The 14,605-nt window shown below is 68.2% G+C and carries 16 protein-coding genes; 5 read left to right on the forward strand and 11 right to left on the reverse strand.

Annotated elements, in window-relative coordinates; genetic code table 11:
* Window positions 1-10: 10 nt before the first annotated feature.
* The 7 genes from Q8L83_RS13190 to Q8L83_RS13220 form a co-directional block, all read right to left on the reverse strand.
* Window positions 11-1,141 carry a Re/Si-specific NAD(P)(+) transhydrogenase subunit alpha gene (locus Q8L83_RS13190; RefSeq protein WP_305287651.1) on the reverse strand — a complete coding sequence of 377 codons (1,131 nt, stop codon included), beginning with the start codon at window positions 1,139-1,141 and terminating at the stop codon, window positions 11-13.
* Window positions 1,142-1,317: 176 nt separating this feature from the next.
* Complete coding sequence (locus tag Q8L83_RS13195; RefSeq protein WP_305287653.1) at window positions 1,318-1,557, reverse strand: aa3-type cytochrome c oxidase subunit IV; 240 nt, start codon at window positions 1,555-1,557, stop codon at window positions 1,318-1,320.
* Between the two features lie 65 nt (window positions 1,558-1,622).
* Window positions 1,623-2,681: an alpha/beta fold hydrolase gene (locus Q8L83_RS13200; protein ID WP_305287655.1), complete on the reverse strand. Its 1,059-nt coding sequence runs from the start codon at window positions 2,679-2,681 to the stop codon at window positions 1,623-1,625.
* 4 nt (window positions 2,682-2,685) lie between these two features.
* Window positions 2,686-3,156, reverse strand: a complete 471-nt coding sequence (locus tag Q8L83_RS13205) for a PaaI family thioesterase (protein WP_305287657.1) — start codon at window positions 3,154-3,156, stop codon at window positions 2,686-2,688.
* Between the two features lie 68 nt (window positions 3,157-3,224).
* On the reverse strand, window positions 3,225-5,399 hold the full coding sequence (locus Q8L83_RS13210) for a glycoside hydrolase family 3 protein (RefSeq protein WP_305287659.1): 2,175 nt from the start codon (window positions 5,397-5,399) through the stop codon (window positions 3,225-3,227).
* Window positions 5,400-5,470: 71 nt separating this feature from the next.
* Complete coding sequence (locus tag Q8L83_RS13215; RefSeq protein ID WP_305287661.1) at window positions 5,471-7,261, reverse strand: M3 family oligoendopeptidase; 1,791 nt, start codon at window positions 7,259-7,261, stop codon at window positions 5,471-5,473.
* Between the two features lie 66 nt (window positions 7,262-7,327).
* Window positions 7,328-7,750 (reverse strand): Lrp/AsnC family transcriptional regulator, encoded by a 423-nt coding sequence (locus tag Q8L83_RS13220; protein WP_305287663.1) that lies wholly within the window; start codon window positions 7,748-7,750, stop codon window positions 7,328-7,330.
* 131 nt (window positions 7,751-7,881) lie between these two features.
* Here Q8L83_RS13220 and Q8L83_RS13225 point away from each other — a divergent pair, with 131 nt between their 5' ends.
* From Q8L83_RS13225 to Q8L83_RS13235, 3 genes are all read left to right on the forward strand, one after another.
* Window positions 7,882-8,757: a dimethylarginine dimethylaminohydrolase family protein gene (locus Q8L83_RS13225; protein WP_305287665.1), complete on the forward strand. Its 876-nt coding sequence runs from the start codon at window positions 7,882-7,884 to the stop codon at window positions 8,755-8,757.
* 8 nt (window positions 8,758-8,765) lie between these two features.
* Window positions 8,766-10,001, forward strand: coding sequence for an ornithine--oxo-acid transaminase (rocD, locus tag Q8L83_RS13230; protein ID WP_305287666.1), 1,236 nt, complete (start codon window positions 8,766-8,768; stop codon window positions 9,999-10,001).
* 147 nt (window positions 10,002-10,148) lie between these two features.
* On the forward strand, window positions 10,149-11,657 hold the full coding sequence (locus Q8L83_RS13235) for a sigma-54 dependent transcriptional regulator (RefSeq protein ID WP_305287668.1): 1,509 nt from the start codon (window positions 10,149-10,151) through the stop codon (window positions 11,655-11,657).
* A 158-nt stretch (window positions 11,658-11,815) separates the two neighbouring features.
* Here the strand turns inward: Q8L83_RS13235 and Q8L83_RS13240 are convergent, their stop codons facing one another.
* Window positions 11,816-12,133, reverse strand: coding sequence for a hypothetical protein (locus Q8L83_RS13240; RefSeq protein WP_305287670.1), 318 nt, complete (start codon window positions 12,131-12,133; stop codon window positions 11,816-11,818).
* Window positions 12,130-12,396, reverse strand: coding sequence for a DUF2312 domain-containing protein (locus tag Q8L83_RS13245; protein WP_305287672.1), 267 nt, complete (start codon window positions 12,394-12,396; stop codon window positions 12,130-12,132). The genes Q8L83_RS13240 and Q8L83_RS13245 overlap by 4 nt, the downstream gene beginning before the upstream one ends.
* Before the next feature lie 142 nt (window positions 12,397-12,538).
* Here Q8L83_RS13245 and folE point away from each other — a divergent pair, with 142 nt between their 5' ends.
* Window positions 12,539-13,126: a GTP cyclohydrolase I FolE gene (folE, locus tag Q8L83_RS13250; RefSeq protein ID WP_305287674.1), complete on the forward strand. Its 588-nt coding sequence runs from the start codon at window positions 12,539-12,541 to the stop codon at window positions 13,124-13,126.
* 131 nt (window positions 13,127-13,257) lie between these two features.
* Here folE and Q8L83_RS13255 read toward each other — a convergent pair whose 3' ends face one another.
* A complete protein-coding gene (locus Q8L83_RS13255; RefSeq protein ID WP_305287676.1) occupies window positions 13,258-13,860 on the reverse strand; it encodes an HAD-IA family hydrolase in 603 nt (200 codons plus the stop codon).
* A gap of 18 nt (window positions 13,861-13,878) precedes the next feature.
* On the reverse strand, window positions 13,879-14,004 hold the full coding sequence (gene ykgO / locus Q8L83_RS13260; RefSeq protein ID WP_056023006.1) for a type B 50S ribosomal protein L36: 126 nt from the start codon (window positions 14,002-14,004) through the stop codon (window positions 13,879-13,881).
* A 202-nt stretch (window positions 14,005-14,206) separates the two neighbouring features.
* On the opposite strand from ykgO, the gene Q8L83_RS13265 reads away from it, so the two are divergent.
* Window positions 14,207-14,605, forward strand: a 399-nt coding sequence (locus Q8L83_RS13265) for an SDR family NAD(P)-dependent oxidoreductase (RefSeq protein ID WP_305287678.1), incomplete at its 3' end; no start/stop codon positions are given.

The following is a 14,605-nucleotide window of genomic DNA, read 5'->3' on the forward strand; positions in this document are numbered from 1 at the left end:
TCTATCGGGATCAGCTGGCCAGGGCGGGGTGAACCACGGCGCCGCCTCGGGTCACCAGGGCCGCCTTGAGGATTTCGTCCTCGAAGTCCGGGGCGAAGGCGCCTTCCTTGTCGAGGAACAGGCCGGCGAAGGCGAACAGGTTGCGAGCATAGAGGGCCGAGGCGTCGGCGGCGATGCGGCCCGGCAGATTGGCGTAGCCGACGATCTTCACCCCACCGGTCTCCACGACCTGACCCGCCACGGAGCCCTCGACATTGCCGCCCTGCTCGACGGCCAGGTCGACGATGACCGAGCCTGGGCGCATGGAGGCCACCTGGGCGGCGCTGACCAGTCGCGGCGCCGGCCGGCCCGGGATCAGGGCGGTGGTGATCACCATGTCCTGCTTGCGGATGTGTTCGGAGACCAGGGCCGCCTGCTTGGCCTGGTATTCGGCGCTCATTTCCTTGGCGTAGCCGGCGGCGGTTTCGGCGGCCTTGAACTCCTCGTCTTCGACGGCGACGAACTTGGCGCCGAGGCTTTCGACCTGTTCCTTGGCCGCAGGACGCACATCGGTGGCCGTGACCACCGCGCCCAGACGCCGCGCCGTGGCGATGGCCTGCAGGCCTGCGACGCCCGCCCCCATCACAAAGACCTTGGCGGCGGCGACGGTGCCGGCCGCCGTCATCATCATCGGCATGACCTTGCCATAGGCGTTGGCCGCCTCCAGCACCGCGCGATAGCCGGCCAGATTGGCCTGGGAGGACAGCACGTCCATCACCTGGGCCCGGGTGATCCGCGGCACGAATTCCATCGAAAAGGCGCTGAGCCCCTTGGCCGCCAGGTCGTTCAGGGTCGCCTTGTCCTGGTGGGGATTGAGCATGCCGACCACCAGGGCCTCGGCCTTCAGGCCGGCGATCTCCTCAGGCGTCGGCCCGCGGACCTTGAACAGGATGTCGGCCTTGGACAGGGCCGCGGCCAGATCGGGCGCGATCTGCGCGCCGGCCGTCTCGTAGTCGCCGTCGGGATAGGAGGAGGTCGCCCCGGCGCCGGCCTCGATCACCACGCCGAAGCCGGCGGCGATCAGTTTCTTGACCGTGTCGGGCGTGGCGGCGACGCGGGTCTCCCCGTCGCGACGTTCCTTAGTGACGGCGATGACGGCCATGCCTCAAATCCCCCGGGTCGGTAAAGCCGGCGGACCTTAGGGACGTCACGGGGGCCTTGTCCAGACGTCGATCAGCGATCTTCAAACGCGCGTTTGAATTCCCGCGATGGATTTTGGGCATGCGAAAGCCCACGCAGGCTGCTCGCCTGCGCGGCGCTCGATCTTGGGAAGCGTGGCTAGTGCGCCGCGTCCGGCTTGTCGCGCAGCAGCACGACGCCGATCACGGTCAGGACAACGGCGCTGATCAGGCCGGCGAAGAAGCCGCCCGGCGTGCAGAACCACACCGTAAACAGCAGCAGCGCGGCGGCGATCGCCAGGGAGCCCCACTTGGTCATGCCCATGAACAGGTTGTAGGTGGCCACCTGCTCCTGGATTTCCATTTCGCCGCGGTGATAGTCGGAAGCCTGTTCGCCCATGGCGGCCGGGTCTCTCTCTTACGGAACCAGTTCGACAGCGGTGCTACACGAGAGCGCGCGCCGGCTCAAGATGGCCAGACGGCCAACAAGGCGCGCAGGGCCGCGATCAGGGCGAGCGGCTGGTCCACCATGACGTGGTGGTTGGAGTCCGGGATCGCGATCTCGATCATGTCCTTGGGCAGGGGATTGGCCCGGCCGTCATGGCGGCGCGCGATCACCGGCGAGAGTTCGCCATAGATGTGGGCGATCGGAACCTCGACCTTGGGCGGCCCTTCGGTGACCAGGGCGTTCATGGCGCTGCGGTCCAGCTTGTTCCACATGGCCGGGTCGAACATCCAGGTCCAGCCCTCGCCCGAGCCATCCTCCAGCGGCGCACGCTTCAGCGAGCGGCGGGCGATGAAGTCGGCGACGAACAGGTGGCCCGGCGCCTGGGGCGGCATGAAGCGGAAGCGGGCGAGCGCGGCCTCCAGGGTCGGATAGACCCGCTTGGGCCGGTCGGTGGTGGGGATGTTGCGCACCTGCTCCATGCGGCGCGCCATCTCCTCCTGCTCGCGCGGGGGCGGGCCGCCGAAGCCGGTGTCCACCAGGATGGCCGCATGCATCCGCTCCGGATAGCGGCTGGCGGCGTAGAACACCTGCGAGCCGCCGAAGGAGTGGCCGATATAGATGGGCTTGCGACCACCGTCATAGAGACCGGTGGCCTTCGCCACCGCCTCGGCGTCTTCGGCGAAGTCCTGGAAGGCGTAGGTTTCCCGCCAGTCCGAGGCGCCCATGCCAGCCAGGGACATGGATGCGACCCTGTAGTGCTCGGCCAGATAGGGGGCGATGAAGCTCCACCAGTCGGCGTGGGCGCTGTTGCCATGCACCAGCAGCAGGCCGGGCTTGCCCACTTCGCCCCAGGTAAGCACCTCGATCTGGCTGCCCATGGAGATGACGAAGCTGCGCTCCGGCGTCTTGGCGATGGCCGCCTCGAACCAGGCCGGAGCCGGTGGCTTCTCGCCCTTGAAGGGCAGAAGCGGGGCCTGGACCTCCGGCGGCAGTTCGCCGGGCTTGGTCTGGATGGGCCGGTCGTCGTCGAACTCGGCGGTGGCCACGGCCGGCGGCGTCTTGGTCTGGTCGGTCATGGGATCAGGCCCTCTGCGCCTGGCGGTCGCCGGGCTTGCGCTTGATGTGGCGCATCCCCTTGAACACCCCGGTGCCGGTCATCAGGGTGCGCTCGCCGCACCAGATCCTGCCGCGAACCGTGAAGATGTCGTCCTGTTCGGAGATGATCTCGCTGCCGCCCTCGACCCAGTCGCCCATCTGGGCGCCGGAAAGGAAGTCGGTGGTCAGGCGCACCGTGACCCAGCCGATCTCCCGCTGGTTGGAGATCACCCGACCCCAGGCCATGTCGGCGAAGCTCATCAGCATGCCGCCGTGGCAGTTGTTCATGCCGTTGGCGTGATGCTCCTCCACCCGGAAGGCCATGATCTCGTTATTGGCCTCGTCCCGCTTTGAATAGAAGGGGCCGACCGTGCGGCCAAAGCCGCGCTGCCAGAGGTTGATCACATAGCCGTCCGGTACGACGGCGGTCTGGACGGGGGTCAGATCATCGGACATGCCCTGCTGACTAACGCCCGTTTGAAAAATGACAAGGCTTGAGGCGAGATTAGCCTCGTCTACTCCGTTCAGGGCGCCAGGGTGCGAGCCTCAAGCTCAGCCTCGCCCGAAAGCGTCACAGTCCGGGCGTCCGATTGTAGGGTGACGGCCACCACGCCCCCGGCGATCCGCCAGCCGGGCGCGGTCACGTCATAGGCCGCCAGCAGCCGTGGATCGGCGGTGATCTCCACCTCCCGCCGCTCGCCAGGCGCCAGGGCGACCCGCGTCCAGCCGATGAGCCGCAAGCCAGGCTGGGCGTCCGCGCCTTTGACCCGCGCATAGAGCTGAGGTGTGTCCACCCCGGCGCGATCGCCGACATTGGCCACGGTGAACCGAGCTCGCACCGTCGCCCCGCCCTCAAGGCTCAGGTTCTCGTGGACGAAGCGCGTATAGGAAAGCCCGAAGCCGAAGGGGAACAGCGGCTGCGTCTGCTGGCGGTCGAACCAGCGATAGCCGACGGCCGCGCCTTCGGGATGGGGCACGGAGAAGCGCCCCTTGTGCTGCTGCACGCCAGGATAGGAGGTCGGGATGGTGGCGCCCTCCACTGGGGGGCCAAAGATCATGCCGGGGATCTCGGGCCTGACCAGATCGTCGGCGGACCTGGGGAAGCTGATCGGCAAGCGCCCCGAAGGCTCGGCCTCGCCAAACAGCAGGCGGGCTATGGCTTCGCCGCCGCGAGCGCCCGGATACCAGGCCTGCAGGACCGCCGCGGCGTCATCAAGCCAGGGCATGATCACTGGGCCGCCAGTCTCCAGCACGACCAAGGTCTTTTCGTTGGCCGAGGCGACCGCGGCGATCAGGGTGTGCTGGTCGCCCGGCAGAGCCAGGGTCGGCAGATCCTCGGCCTCGGTTGTCCATTGCTCGGCGAAGATCACGGCGACGTCTGCGTCTGCGGCGATAGCCATGGCTGCGGCCAGGTCGCGGCCGTCGGCGTAGGTCACCTGGGCGGCGCGCTGGCCAATGGCGGCCAGGGGCGAGGACGGGTGGTAGGTGATGCGCGAGAATGCCGAGGACGGGCCGATGGTCACTGGGATCTCCAGGGCAGGTCCCCCGACCGGGATCACCTGGGACGAGCCGCCCCCCGACAGCACCCCCACATCGGCATGGCCGCCGATCACCGCCACCTTCAGGCCGGGCGCCAGGGGGAGCAGGCCCTGGTTCCTGAGCAGGACGAGGCCGGCCTCGGCGGCGGCCTGGGCCACCTGCGCGTGGGCCTCGTAGTCGATCTCTTCGCGCTCGACCAGGCGGTCGAAAACGCCGTGGGCGATCAGGCTGCGCAGGATGCGGCGGACCATGTCGGTCAGTCGCTCGAAGGGAACCTCGCCCTCCTGCACGGCGGTCTTCAGCAGTTCGCCGAAATAGACCTGCTTATCCAGCTGCTCGCCGGACTCCTGGTCGAGGCCGCCCAGGGCCGCCTTGGCCGTCGAGTGGCAGCCGCCCCAGTCGGACATCACCCAGCCGGGATAGGCCCAGTCGCCCTTCAGCACCCTGTTCAGCAGGAAGTCGTTCTCGCCGCACCAGTCGCCGCCCAGGCGGTTATAGGCGCTCATCACCGAGCCGGGCTGGCCCCGCTCGATGCCGATCTGGAAGGCCAGAAGGTCGCTTTCGCGCAAGGCCCCCTCGTCGATCTGCACATCGACCACGTGGCGGCAGGTCTCCTGGTCGTTGATCGCGAAGTGCTTGATCGTACAGACGATGTCGTTGGACTGGGCGCCGGCGATGGCCTCGCCCACCAGCACGCCGGCCAGCAACGGGTCTTCGCCGAGATATTCGAAGTTCCGGCCGCAGCGGGGGTCCCGCGCCAGGTTCACCCCGCCGCCGAGCAGAATATTGAACCCCTTGGCCCGGGCCTCGGCCCCGACCATGGCGCCGGCCCGGCGAGCCAGATCGGGGTCCCAGCTAGACGCCAGCGCCAGGCCCGACGGCAGGGCGGTGGCGCCGTCGCCCTCGCGCACCTTGCGGGGATTGGCCACGCCCAGGCTGGCGTCGGTGGCGTTCTGGGGCGGAATCCCCAGCCGCGCGACGCCGGGCACATAGCCGGCGCCGCGGGCCGCATCGGCCGGAACCTCGTCCAGCAGGTTGGGCATCGGGCCATGAACCAGGGCGATCATCTCGTCCAGGCTCAGCTCGGCGATCAGCAGATCGGCCCGCTCATCGTGAGAGCGGCCGGCGTCCATCCACGGCCGGGTGTCGGCTTGGCTCATCTTCAGGTTCCTCCCCACGCGCGGGTCTTCCCGTCGCGCCGCACACCGCCCAGGACGAAGGTCAGCCGACCTCAGACCAGGGCTTCGAACTCGTCCACCAGCCGCTCCATCTGGGTCATGCCCGCGGCCCAGAAGGCCTTTTCTCGCGGGTTGAGCCCGAAGGGCGCCAGCGCCTCGACATAGGTCTTGGAGCCGCCGGCGGCGAGCAGGTCCTCATAGAGGGGCGCAAAGCCCTGCGGATCCTCGCGGCGCTTCTCCATCAGGCCGCGCACCAGCAGATCGCCGAAGGCGTAGGCGTAGACATAGAAGGGGGCGTGGGCGAAGTGGCTGACATAGGCCCAGTAGTGCTCGTAGCCGGCATTGAGCTTGATGGCCGGGCCCAGGCTTTCGCCCATCACCTCCATCCAGATGGCCGAGATCTCCTCGTTGGACACCTCGCCCTGCTGGCGGGCGGCGTGGAAGGCGGTCTCGAACTTGTGGAAGGCGATCTGCCGGACCACCGTGTTCAACCCATCCTCGATCTTGCCGGCCAGCAGGCCGCGGCGCTCCTCGTCGGTGGCGCCAGCCATCAGGCGCTCGAACACCAGGCCTTCGCCGAAGATCGAGGCGGTCTCGGCGAGCGTCAGGGGCGTGTCGGCCAGCAGGGTGCCGAGCGGCGCGCACAGGGTCTGGTGCACCGCATGGCCAAGCTCATGGGCCAGGGTGAGCACATCGCGGCGCTCGCCCATATAGTTCATGAACACGAACGGGTGCCGGTCGGCGCTGACCGGGTGCGAATAGGCGCCCGACTGCTTGCCGGCCCGCGGCCGGGCGTCGATCCAGGGCTGGGTGAAGAAGGTCTGGGCGGTGTCGGCGAACCGGGGCGCGAGCGCCTGGAAGGACTCCAGCACCATCTCCTGGGCTTGCGGCCAAGTGTAGGTCCGCGGCGCCGCCGCATCCAGGGGGGCATTGCGGTCCCAGTAGTCCAGGGTCTTGCGGCCCATGACCTTGGCCTTCAGGGCGTAGTAGCGATGGCTGACCGCGGGATAGGCCTCGGTCACCGCCTCCACCAGGGCTTCGACCGCATCGGCGTCCACCTCATTGGCCATGTGGCGCGAGGCGGCCGGCTGCGGATATCTCCGCCAGCGATCTTCCACCTGCTTCTCATAGGCCAGGGTGTTGAGGCAAAGCGCCAGCGTCGAGGTGCGCTCCTCCAGGGCCTTAGCTAGGCCCTGGGCCGCCTGCTTGCGCCGGGCGCCGTCGGGGTCGGACAGCCGGTTCAGGGTCTCGGGGAGGGTCAGGGTCTCGGAGCCGACCTTGGCGGTCAGCTTGGCCAGGGTCTCGTCGAACAGGCGCATCCAGTTGGCGACGCCCGGCCCCCGGTCGATCATCAGCCGTTCGAGGTCGGCGCTGAGCTCGTGCGGTCGCGACAGGCGCACCCGCCGCAGCCAGGGCCGCCAGCGCTGGGCCGGGGCATGCGCGGCCAGGGCCGCGTCCAGCTCGGCCTCGTCCAGCTCATTGATCTCCAGGGTGAAGAACAGGGTCTCGGCGCCGATCTGGGCGGCCTTGCCCCGGAAGTCGGCCTCGAACTTCGACCAGGCCGGATTGTCCCGCGCCGTGCTGGCCGACAGGGAGGCGTAGGCGCCGACCCCGTAGAGGGCGTTGGTCCCCACCTCATAAAGGGCGATGGTCTCATCCAGCCGACGGCCCAGGGTCTCGGGCTCGCCCCGGGCGGCGACCAGCTGGCCCTTATAGGCCAGCAGATCGGCGGCGGCCTTGCGGGCCTTGTCCAGGTCGGCCTCGATCTGCGGATCGTCGCGACCGGCATAGAGGTCGTCGAGGCGCCATTCGGGCAGGGTGTCGGTCTTCAGGGGTGCGTTCATGGGAGCGATCTAAGCACGCCCTGGCTCAGCCGCCACCTCCTCTTGGCCGACTCTTGGCCGAAGAATCTAAAGGCGCGTCGTCGCCAGCAGGATCGAGGTCTCGGTGGCGGCGATGCCGGGGATGCGGCGGATCTCGTCGAGGGCCGCGCTGAAGGCGGCCAGGCTGTCGGTGTCCAGCTCGGCCACCAGGTCCCAGCGGCCGTTGGTGGTGTGGACCGCCACCACCTCGGCGAAGCCCTGCAAGGCGCGCACCACCCGGGGACTGCTCTCGCCTTCCACCGAGATGGTCATGACCGCCCGGACCCTGTGAGCCTCCACATCGGGGCGGGTGCGGACGGTGAAGCCCTGGATCACCCCGCGCTGACGCATCCTGTCGATGCGGTTCTGGACCGTGCCGCGGGAGACCTTCAGGCGCTCGGACAGGCTCGCCACCGATGCGCGGGCGTCGGCGCGCAGAAGGGCCAGGAGCTGGCGGTCGGTCTCATCCATGTTGTCAGATCGTCGCCTTAGGCTGTCAAATCGGCAGAACTGCCCGCATATCCTACAAGTCCTGCGCCTTTTCGCTAGCGCCGCCGTGTCCCACCCTTTGTCGCACCCACGACATTCTGAGGGAGGCGCGCATGGCGACCCCGCACTATCTGATGACCGATCCGGCCCATTTCGAGGTCTGCTACCAGATCAATCCCTGGATGGACCCTGCGGTCTGGCAGGCCGACGCCGGCGCCCGCGCCCGGGCCGCCGCAGCCTCGGCCGAGCTGCGTCAGGCCATTGAAACCGCTGGCGGCGTGGTGGAGATGATCCCCGCCGAGGCCGGCCTGCCCGACCTCGTCTTCCCCGCCAACGCCGCCACCGTCCTGGACGGCCGCGCCCTGATGGCCCGCTTCGCCCACCCCGAGCGTCGCGGCGAAGAGGCGCCCTTCCTGGCCGCCTTCCAGGCCCTGCGCGACCGCGGCGTGCTGCGCGAGGTGGCCGAACTGCCGCCGGGCGTAGTGCATGAGGGGGCCGGCGACGCCCTTTGGGACGCCGCCCGCGGTTGGTTCTGGGGCGGCCACGGCCAGCGCTCGACCCTGGCGGGCCTTGAGGCCCATGCGGACTTCTTCGGCCAGGAGGTGGTAGCCCTCGAGCTCGCCACCCCGCACTTCTATCACCTCGACACCTGCATGCGCCCGCTGGACGGCGGCCACATCCTCTACTACCCGCCGGCCTTCACCGATCAGGCCCTGAGGACCCTGCGCGACCGGGTCGCCCCCGACCTGTTGATCGAGGCTGACAAGGCCGCGGCCGAGGCGCTCTGCGTCAATGCGGTGAACCTCGGCGAGACCGTGATCATGGCCAAGGCGCCGCCGTCCCTGCGCGCAGCCCTGGAAGCCCGGGGCTATCGCCTGGTCGAGGTCGATCTCTCCCCCTTCATCATGTCCGGCGGCGCGGCCTTCTGCATGAGCCTGCGCCTGGACCTCACCTCCCAACCCCATGCCGCGCTCGCGGCCGCCGAATGAGGCCTTCCATGACCGACCACGCCGTTCTCGACCGCCCCGCCCTGTCGACCCCGCAGGACTATATCGCCGCCGAGGCGCGGCTGGGCGCGCGCAACTACAAGCCGCTGGACGTGGTGCTGAGCCGCGGCGAGGGGGTCTATGTCTGGGACGTCGAGGGCAAGCGCTACCTGGACGGGCTCTCGGCCTATTCGGCGGTCAATCAGGGCCATTGCCATCCGAAGATCCTGGCGGCGATGACCGAGCAGGCCGGCAAGCTGACCCTGACCAGCCGCGCCTTCCGCAACGACCAGCTGGCCCTCTTCTATGAGGAGATCTGCGCCCTGACCGGCTCGCACCGGGCCCTGCCGATGAACTCGGGCGCCGAGGCCGTCGAAAGCGCCCTGAAGGTGGCCCGCAAGTGGGGCTATGAGGTCAAGGGCGTGCCGGCCGGCCAGGCCGAGATCATCGTCTGTTCGGAAAACTTCCACGGCCGGACCCTGGCCATCGTCGGCTTTTCCACCGATGAGCAGGCCCGCGGCGGCTTTGGCCCGTTTGCGCCAGGCTTCAAGGTCGTGCCCTTCGGCGACGCCGCGGCCCTGGAGGCGGCCATCACCCCCAACACCGTCGCCTTCCTGGTCGAGCCGATCCAGGGCGAGGCGGGCGTCATCATCCCGCCGGCCGACTATCTGAAAACCGCCCGCGAGCTCTGCACCCGCCACAACGTCGTGCTGATCCTGGACGAGATCCAGACGGGCCTGGGCCGCACCGGCAAGCTGCTAGCCGAGGAACACGAAGGGGTCGAGGCCGACCTCACCCTGGTAGGCAAGGCGCTGTCGGGCGGCTTCTATCCGGTCTCGGCCGTGCTTTCGAACGACGCGGTCCTGGGCGTGCTGAAGCCCGGCGAGCATGGCTCCACCTTTGGCGGCAATCCGCTGGCCTGTGCGGTGGCCCGCGCCGCGCTGAAGGTGCTGGTGGAGGAAGACATGATCGGCAACGCCCAGCGCGTCGGCGATCGCCTGCAGGCCTCCCTGGCCAGCATCCGCCACGACGCCATCAAGCAGGTTCGCGGCCGCGGCCTGATGCTGGCTGTCGAGCTGCACGCCGAGGCGGGCGGCGCCCGGCGGGTCTGCGAGAACCTCCAGCGGCGCGGCCTGCTGTGCAAGGAGACCCACGACCACACCATCCGGATCGCCCCGCCCCTGGTGCTGAGCCCCGATCAGGCCGACTGGATCGCCGAACAGTTCGAGGCCGCCCTGAAGGACTGAGAGACCCTGCAGACCTGCGTCAGAGGGCCGCGGCGTTAACCCCTGACTCAGGTCTGCGAAACCCCGCCTTTACCGGCGACCTGTATCAATCCGTGACAGTGAGCCCCGCCCGAAGAGGTGGGCGTCCGGTACAGGTGGTGTCTTCAAATGACCAAAACGGTCCTTGTCGTCGATGATGATCCGACCCAGCGCAGGCTGATCCAGGCCGTGCTGGAGCGCGAAGGCTTCGCCGTGGCGCACGCCGAGTCCGGCGACGCCGCCATCGAGCACCTGATGGCCGGCGCCAAGGTCGACCTGATCCTGCTGGACCTGGTCATGCCCCGATTGTCGGGTCAGGACGCCCTGAAGGAGATGCGCGCCCGCAACTTCCACCAGCCGGTGATCGTGGTCACCGCGCAAGGCAGCATCGACACCGTGGTCCTGGCCATGCAGGCCGGCGCCTGCGACTTCTTCGTCAAGCCGGCCAGTCCCGAGCGGATCATGGTCTCGATCCGCAACGCGCTCTCCATGGGCGACCTGCGGGGCGAGGTGGACCGCCTGAAGAAGCACAAGACCGGGCGCTTCACCTTCGCCGACATGGTCGGCGGCTCCGCCCCCATGACGCTGGTCAAGCGGATGGGCGAGCGGGCGGCCAAGTCGACCATTCCCATCCTGATCACCGGCGAAAGCGGCGTCGGCAAGGAGGTCATCGCCCGCGCCCTGCATGGCTCGTCCGACCGGTCGGGCAAGGCCTTCGTCGCCGTCAACTGCGGCGCCCTGCCCGAGAACCTGGTGGAATCCATCCTGTTCGGCCACGAGAAGGGCAGCTTCACCGGCGCCACCGACAAGCACCTGGGCAAGTTCCAGGAGGCCAATGGCGGCACCCTGTTCCTGGACGAGGTGGGCGAACTGCCGCTCGACATGCAGGTCAAGCTGCTGCGCGCCCTGCAGGAGAGCGAGATCGACCCCGTCGGGTCAAAGCGCTCGGTGAAGGTCGATGTGCGCATCGTCTCGGCCACCAATCGCGACCTGTCTCTCGCCGTGGCCGAGGGCCGGTTCCGCGAGGACCTCTTCTATCGCCTCAACGTCTTCCCCATCGAGGCCCCGGCCCTGCGCGCGCGCAAGGACGACATCCCGGCCCTGGTCGAGCACTTCATCCGCCGCTTCAATGTGGAGGAGGGCAAGAAGGTGGTCGGCTGCGCGCCCGAGACCCTGCAGCACCTGCTGGCCTTCGACTGGCCGGGCAATGTCCGCCAGCTGGAGAACGCCGTCTACCGGGCCATCGTCCTCTCGGACTCGCCCTATCTGCAACCCTTCGACTTCCCGGCCATCTCCGGGATCGTGGCGCCGCCCCCCGAGGCCGTCGCCACCGCCCCGACCCCGGTCGCCCAAGGCTCGGCCTCGCCCCCCATTTCGCCGGACGCCGCCCGCGAGCTGATGGCCGAACTGCCCAAGGACGCCCCGGTGCGGATCCTGGACGAGCGCGGCCACCTGCGCACGCTGGAGGACATCGAGCGCGACCTGATCCAGCTGGCCATCGAAATCTATGCCGGCCACATGAGCGAGGTCGCCCGACGCTTGGGGATCGGCCGCTCCACCCTCTACCGCAAGGTCCGCGAGCAGGGCCTGGACGGGGTGATCGGCGGGGCCGACGACAGCGAGACCGAAGCGGCCTGAGGCGGGTCTTCCCTTCGCGCGTCAGCGCTATGAAAGTAGGGACACAAAGGACACGAAGGAGGCGCGAAGGGCACGAAGAGGCCTTTGTGTCCTTCGCCTTCTTTGTGTCCTTTGTGTCCCCTTTTTAGCTGCGCCTGCGGCGCCTAAGACCTCGGAACCTAATCGTCAGTCTCGCGCGGTTTGCGGCCGAAGCTCCGCCTGACCATGGGCTTTTTCTCGCCCTTGGCCTTGGCCGAGATCTCCTTGAGCTTGCGGTGCTGCAGGGCCGACAGGGCCTGGCCGGGCGCGCCCTTTTCGGGGTCGCCGAAGGCCCGGCCATAGGTGTTCACCCGCTCCTCCACCGAGCCCAGGAACTCGCCCTCCCATTCGGAGAGCTCGACGCCGGTGCGCGCAGCCTCACGCCGAGCGCGCTTGAGCGCGTTCAGCGCGGCCCGCTTGGCCTGGGCCCTGGGGTCTGGAGGAGCCTTGCGCTTCAAATCTCTCCGAGCGCCGAGAGATAGAGGTCGAGGATGGCCTCTTCCTCCTGCCGCTTGGCGCGGTCCTGTTTGCGCAGGCGGACCACCTTGCGCAGCACCTTGACGTCGAAGCCGTTGCCCTTGGCCTCGGCGAAGACTTCCTTGATCTGCTCGGCGATCTCGGACTTTTCCACCTCCAGGCGCTCGATGCGCTCGATGATGCTCTTCAGCTGCCCCTGGGCGGTGGTGTTGAGGATGTCGATATGGGCGCTGTCGTCAGCCATGGGAAAAGCGTCTTCCGAGTCGAGGGGATTGAAGCGGCGGACCCTACCTCGCATCGGCGTCGAACGAAATCCGTCTGGAGGTCGAAGGCGAACCTACCCTAGGCTCAACCGTTGCCTTGTTCGGAATGACAGGAGCCCTCCGATGACCGACGCCGCCAAGCCCCGCCCCACCCAGGCCGACGCCGAGGCGGCTGTGCGGACGCTGATCGAATGGGCCGGGGACGATCCCGACCGCGAGGGCCTGCTGGAGACGCCGGGCCGGGTCACCCGTTCCTATCGCGAGCTGTTCGCCGGCTATGAGACCGATCCGCGGGAGTATCTGGAGCGCACCTTCGAGGAGGTTGGCGGCTATGACGAGATGGTCGTGCTGCGCGACATCCGGGTGGTCAGCTTCTGCGAGCATCACATGCTGCCGGTGATCGGCCGGGCCCATGTGGGCTATCTGCCCACCAACCGGGTGGTCGGCATCTCCAAGCTCGCCCGGGTCGTCCACGGCTTCGCCCGCCGGCTGCAGATTCAGGAGAAGCTCACCGCCGAGATCGCCGGCGCCATCCAGGACATCCTGCGGCCCAAGGGGGTGGGCGTACTGATCGAGGCCGAGCATGCCTGCATGACCATGCGCGGGGTGAACACGCCAGGCTCGACCCTGACCACCTCGACCCTGCTGGGCGAACTTCGCGACGACCCCCGCACCCGCCAGGAATTCCTGGAGCTGGTCCGCGGGCGGTGAGGCGCTGCGCGCAGCGCGACGAGATGAACCACGAAGGACACAAAGCACACGAAGGCTCAGCACCGCTGCCCATTTGTGGTCTTCGTGTCCTTTGCGGTTGAACAGGACGGCGCCTGCGGCGCGCCAGGCCTTTAGAGCAGGCCGTGGGCCTCGAGCGCGGGGCGCAAGGCCGCCGGGTCGGTGAAGTGGTGGGTGTTGAGGCCGAAGGCCCTGGCCGCGGCGATGTTGGCCGCACTGTCGTCGACGAACAGGATGTCGGCCGGCGCATGGCCGAACCGTTCGCAGGCGATGGCGTAGATGCGCGGATCAGGCTTGATCAGCTTCTCTTCGGCCGACACCACATAGCCCTCCAGCCGCGCGAAGGCCGGGCTCATGGCGATGACCCCGTCGAACACCTCGTGGGACATGTTGGTCAGGCCAAACTGCGGCACGCCGGCCACGTGCAGGGCCTCGATGGCGGCCTCGGTCTCGGGGATCGTTCCGGAGAACATCTCCCACCACCGCTCTTCCCAGGCGCGGATCTCGGGCTCGTATTCCGGGAAGCGCTCGACCAGGGCCTTGCGGTTGTCTTCGAAGGTGACGCCCAGGTCGTGGTTCACATGCCAGATCATGGTGCAGACATGCGAAAGGAACCGGTCCAGTTCGGCCGGTTCCTGAAAAATCTTCGCATAGAGCGTGCGTGGGTCCCAGCGGACCACGACATTGCCGATATCCCAGAGGACCGCCTTGGCCATCTCCGGGAACCGGCGCGCTTAGCCTTGCTTGGCTTTGAAGCGCGGGTCCGTCTTGTTGATGACGTAGACCACGCCCTTGCGGCGAACGAGCTTGCAGTCGCGGTGACGCGTCTTCAGCGACTTCAGCGAGCTTCTGACCTTCATGAGCTTGTCTTCACGCGTCGCCGCGCGCCGTCCTTCAGAGGGTTACAAACAGAGCCGGCGCATATACGGGCCGGGGCCTTGGGAGTCAACGGGCCGAGGCCCAAAAGGCGACCGGCTACGCGCCTGGTCTGGCTTGCGGCCACGGCCCAAAGGCGCGAGGCTCCCACCCATAAGAAATTAAGTCATGGGAGGACCATTCATTATGTCTGCGACCATTAATCCGAACGGAACCCTGAAGGGCAAGGTGGCCCTGGTCACTGGCGCCAGCCGCGGCATCGGCGAGGCCATCGCCGCGCGTCTGGCCATGGAGGGCGCCAAGGTCGTCGTCTCGGCCCGCACCGCACAGGAGGGGGAGAGCCGCCTGCCCGGGACGCTGGCCCACACGGTCGAGCGCCTGAAAGCCGCCGGCGCCGAGGCCGTCCTGGTCAAGGCCGACCTCGCCCAGGCGTCTGAGCGCGAGCGGCTGGTGGAGGAGGCCGAGGCCGCCTTCGGCCCCATCGACATCCTGATCAACAACGCCGCCATCACCTATTTCATGCCGGTCCAGGACTTCACCGAAAAGCGCTTCAAGCTGATGATGGAGGTGCAGGTCTATGCGCCC

It is taken from the genome of Phenylobacterium sp. (assembly GCF_030680185.1).
In the GTDB taxonomy this organism is placed as follows: domain Bacteria; phylum Pseudomonadota; class Alphaproteobacteria; order Caulobacterales; family Caulobacteraceae; genus Phenylobacterium.

What these genes read in the sequence shown, in the direction of transcription:
- Q8L83_RS13190 (WP_305287651.1), bottom strand. Translation starts at nt 1,141, where the DNA reads ATGGCCGTCATCGCCGTCACTAAGGAACGTCGCGACGGGGAGACCCGC.
- Q8L83_RS13195 (WP_305287653.1), bottom strand. Translation starts at nt 1,557, where the DNA reads ATGGGCGAACAGGCTTCCGACTATCACCGCGGCGAAATGGAAATCCAG.
- Q8L83_RS13200 (WP_305287655.1), bottom strand. Translation starts at nt 2,681, where the DNA reads ATGACCGACCAGACCAAGACGCCGCCGGCCGTGGCCACCGCCGAGTTC.
- Q8L83_RS13205 (WP_305287657.1), bottom strand. Translation starts at nt 3,156, where the DNA reads ATGTCCGATGATCTGACCCCCGTCCAGACCGCCGTCGTACCGGACGGC.
- Q8L83_RS13210 (WP_305287659.1), bottom strand. Translation starts at nt 5,399, where the DNA reads ATGAGCCAAGCCGACACCCGGCCGTGGATGGACGCCGGCCGCTCTCAC.
- Q8L83_RS13215 (WP_305287661.1), bottom strand. Translation starts at nt 7,261, where the DNA reads ATGAACGCACCCCTGAAGACCGACACCCTGCCCGAATGGCGCCTCGAC.
- Q8L83_RS13220 (WP_305287663.1), bottom strand. Translation starts at nt 7,750, where the DNA reads ATGGATGAGACCGACCGCCAGCTCCTGGCCCTTCTGCGCGCCGACGCC.
- Q8L83_RS13225 (WP_305287665.1), top strand. Translation starts at nt 7,882, where the DNA reads ATGGCGACCCCGCACTATCTGATGACCGATCCGGCCCATTTCGAGGTC.
- rocD (WP_305287666.1), top strand. Translation starts at nt 8,766, where the DNA reads ATGACCGACCACGCCGTTCTCGACCGCCCCGCCCTGTCGACCCCGCAG.
- Q8L83_RS13235 (WP_305287668.1), top strand. Translation starts at nt 10,149, where the DNA reads ATGACCAAAACGGTCCTTGTCGTCGATGATGATCCGACCCAGCGCAGG.
- Q8L83_RS13245 (WP_305287672.1), bottom strand. Translation starts at nt 12,396, where the DNA reads ATGGCTGACGACAGCGCCCATATCGACATCCTCAACACCACCGCCCAG.
- folE (WP_305287674.1), top strand. Translation starts at nt 12,539, where the DNA reads ATGACCGACGCCGCCAAGCCCCGCCCCACCCAGGCCGACGCCGAGGCG.
- Q8L83_RS13255 (WP_305287676.1), bottom strand. Translation starts at nt 13,860, where the DNA reads ATGGCCAAGGCGGTCCTCTGGGATATCGGCAATGTCGTGGTCCGCTGG.
- ykgO (WP_056023006.1), bottom strand. Translation starts at nt 14,004, where the DNA reads ATGAAGGTCAGAAGCTCGCTGAAGTCGCTGAAGACGCGTCACCGCGAC.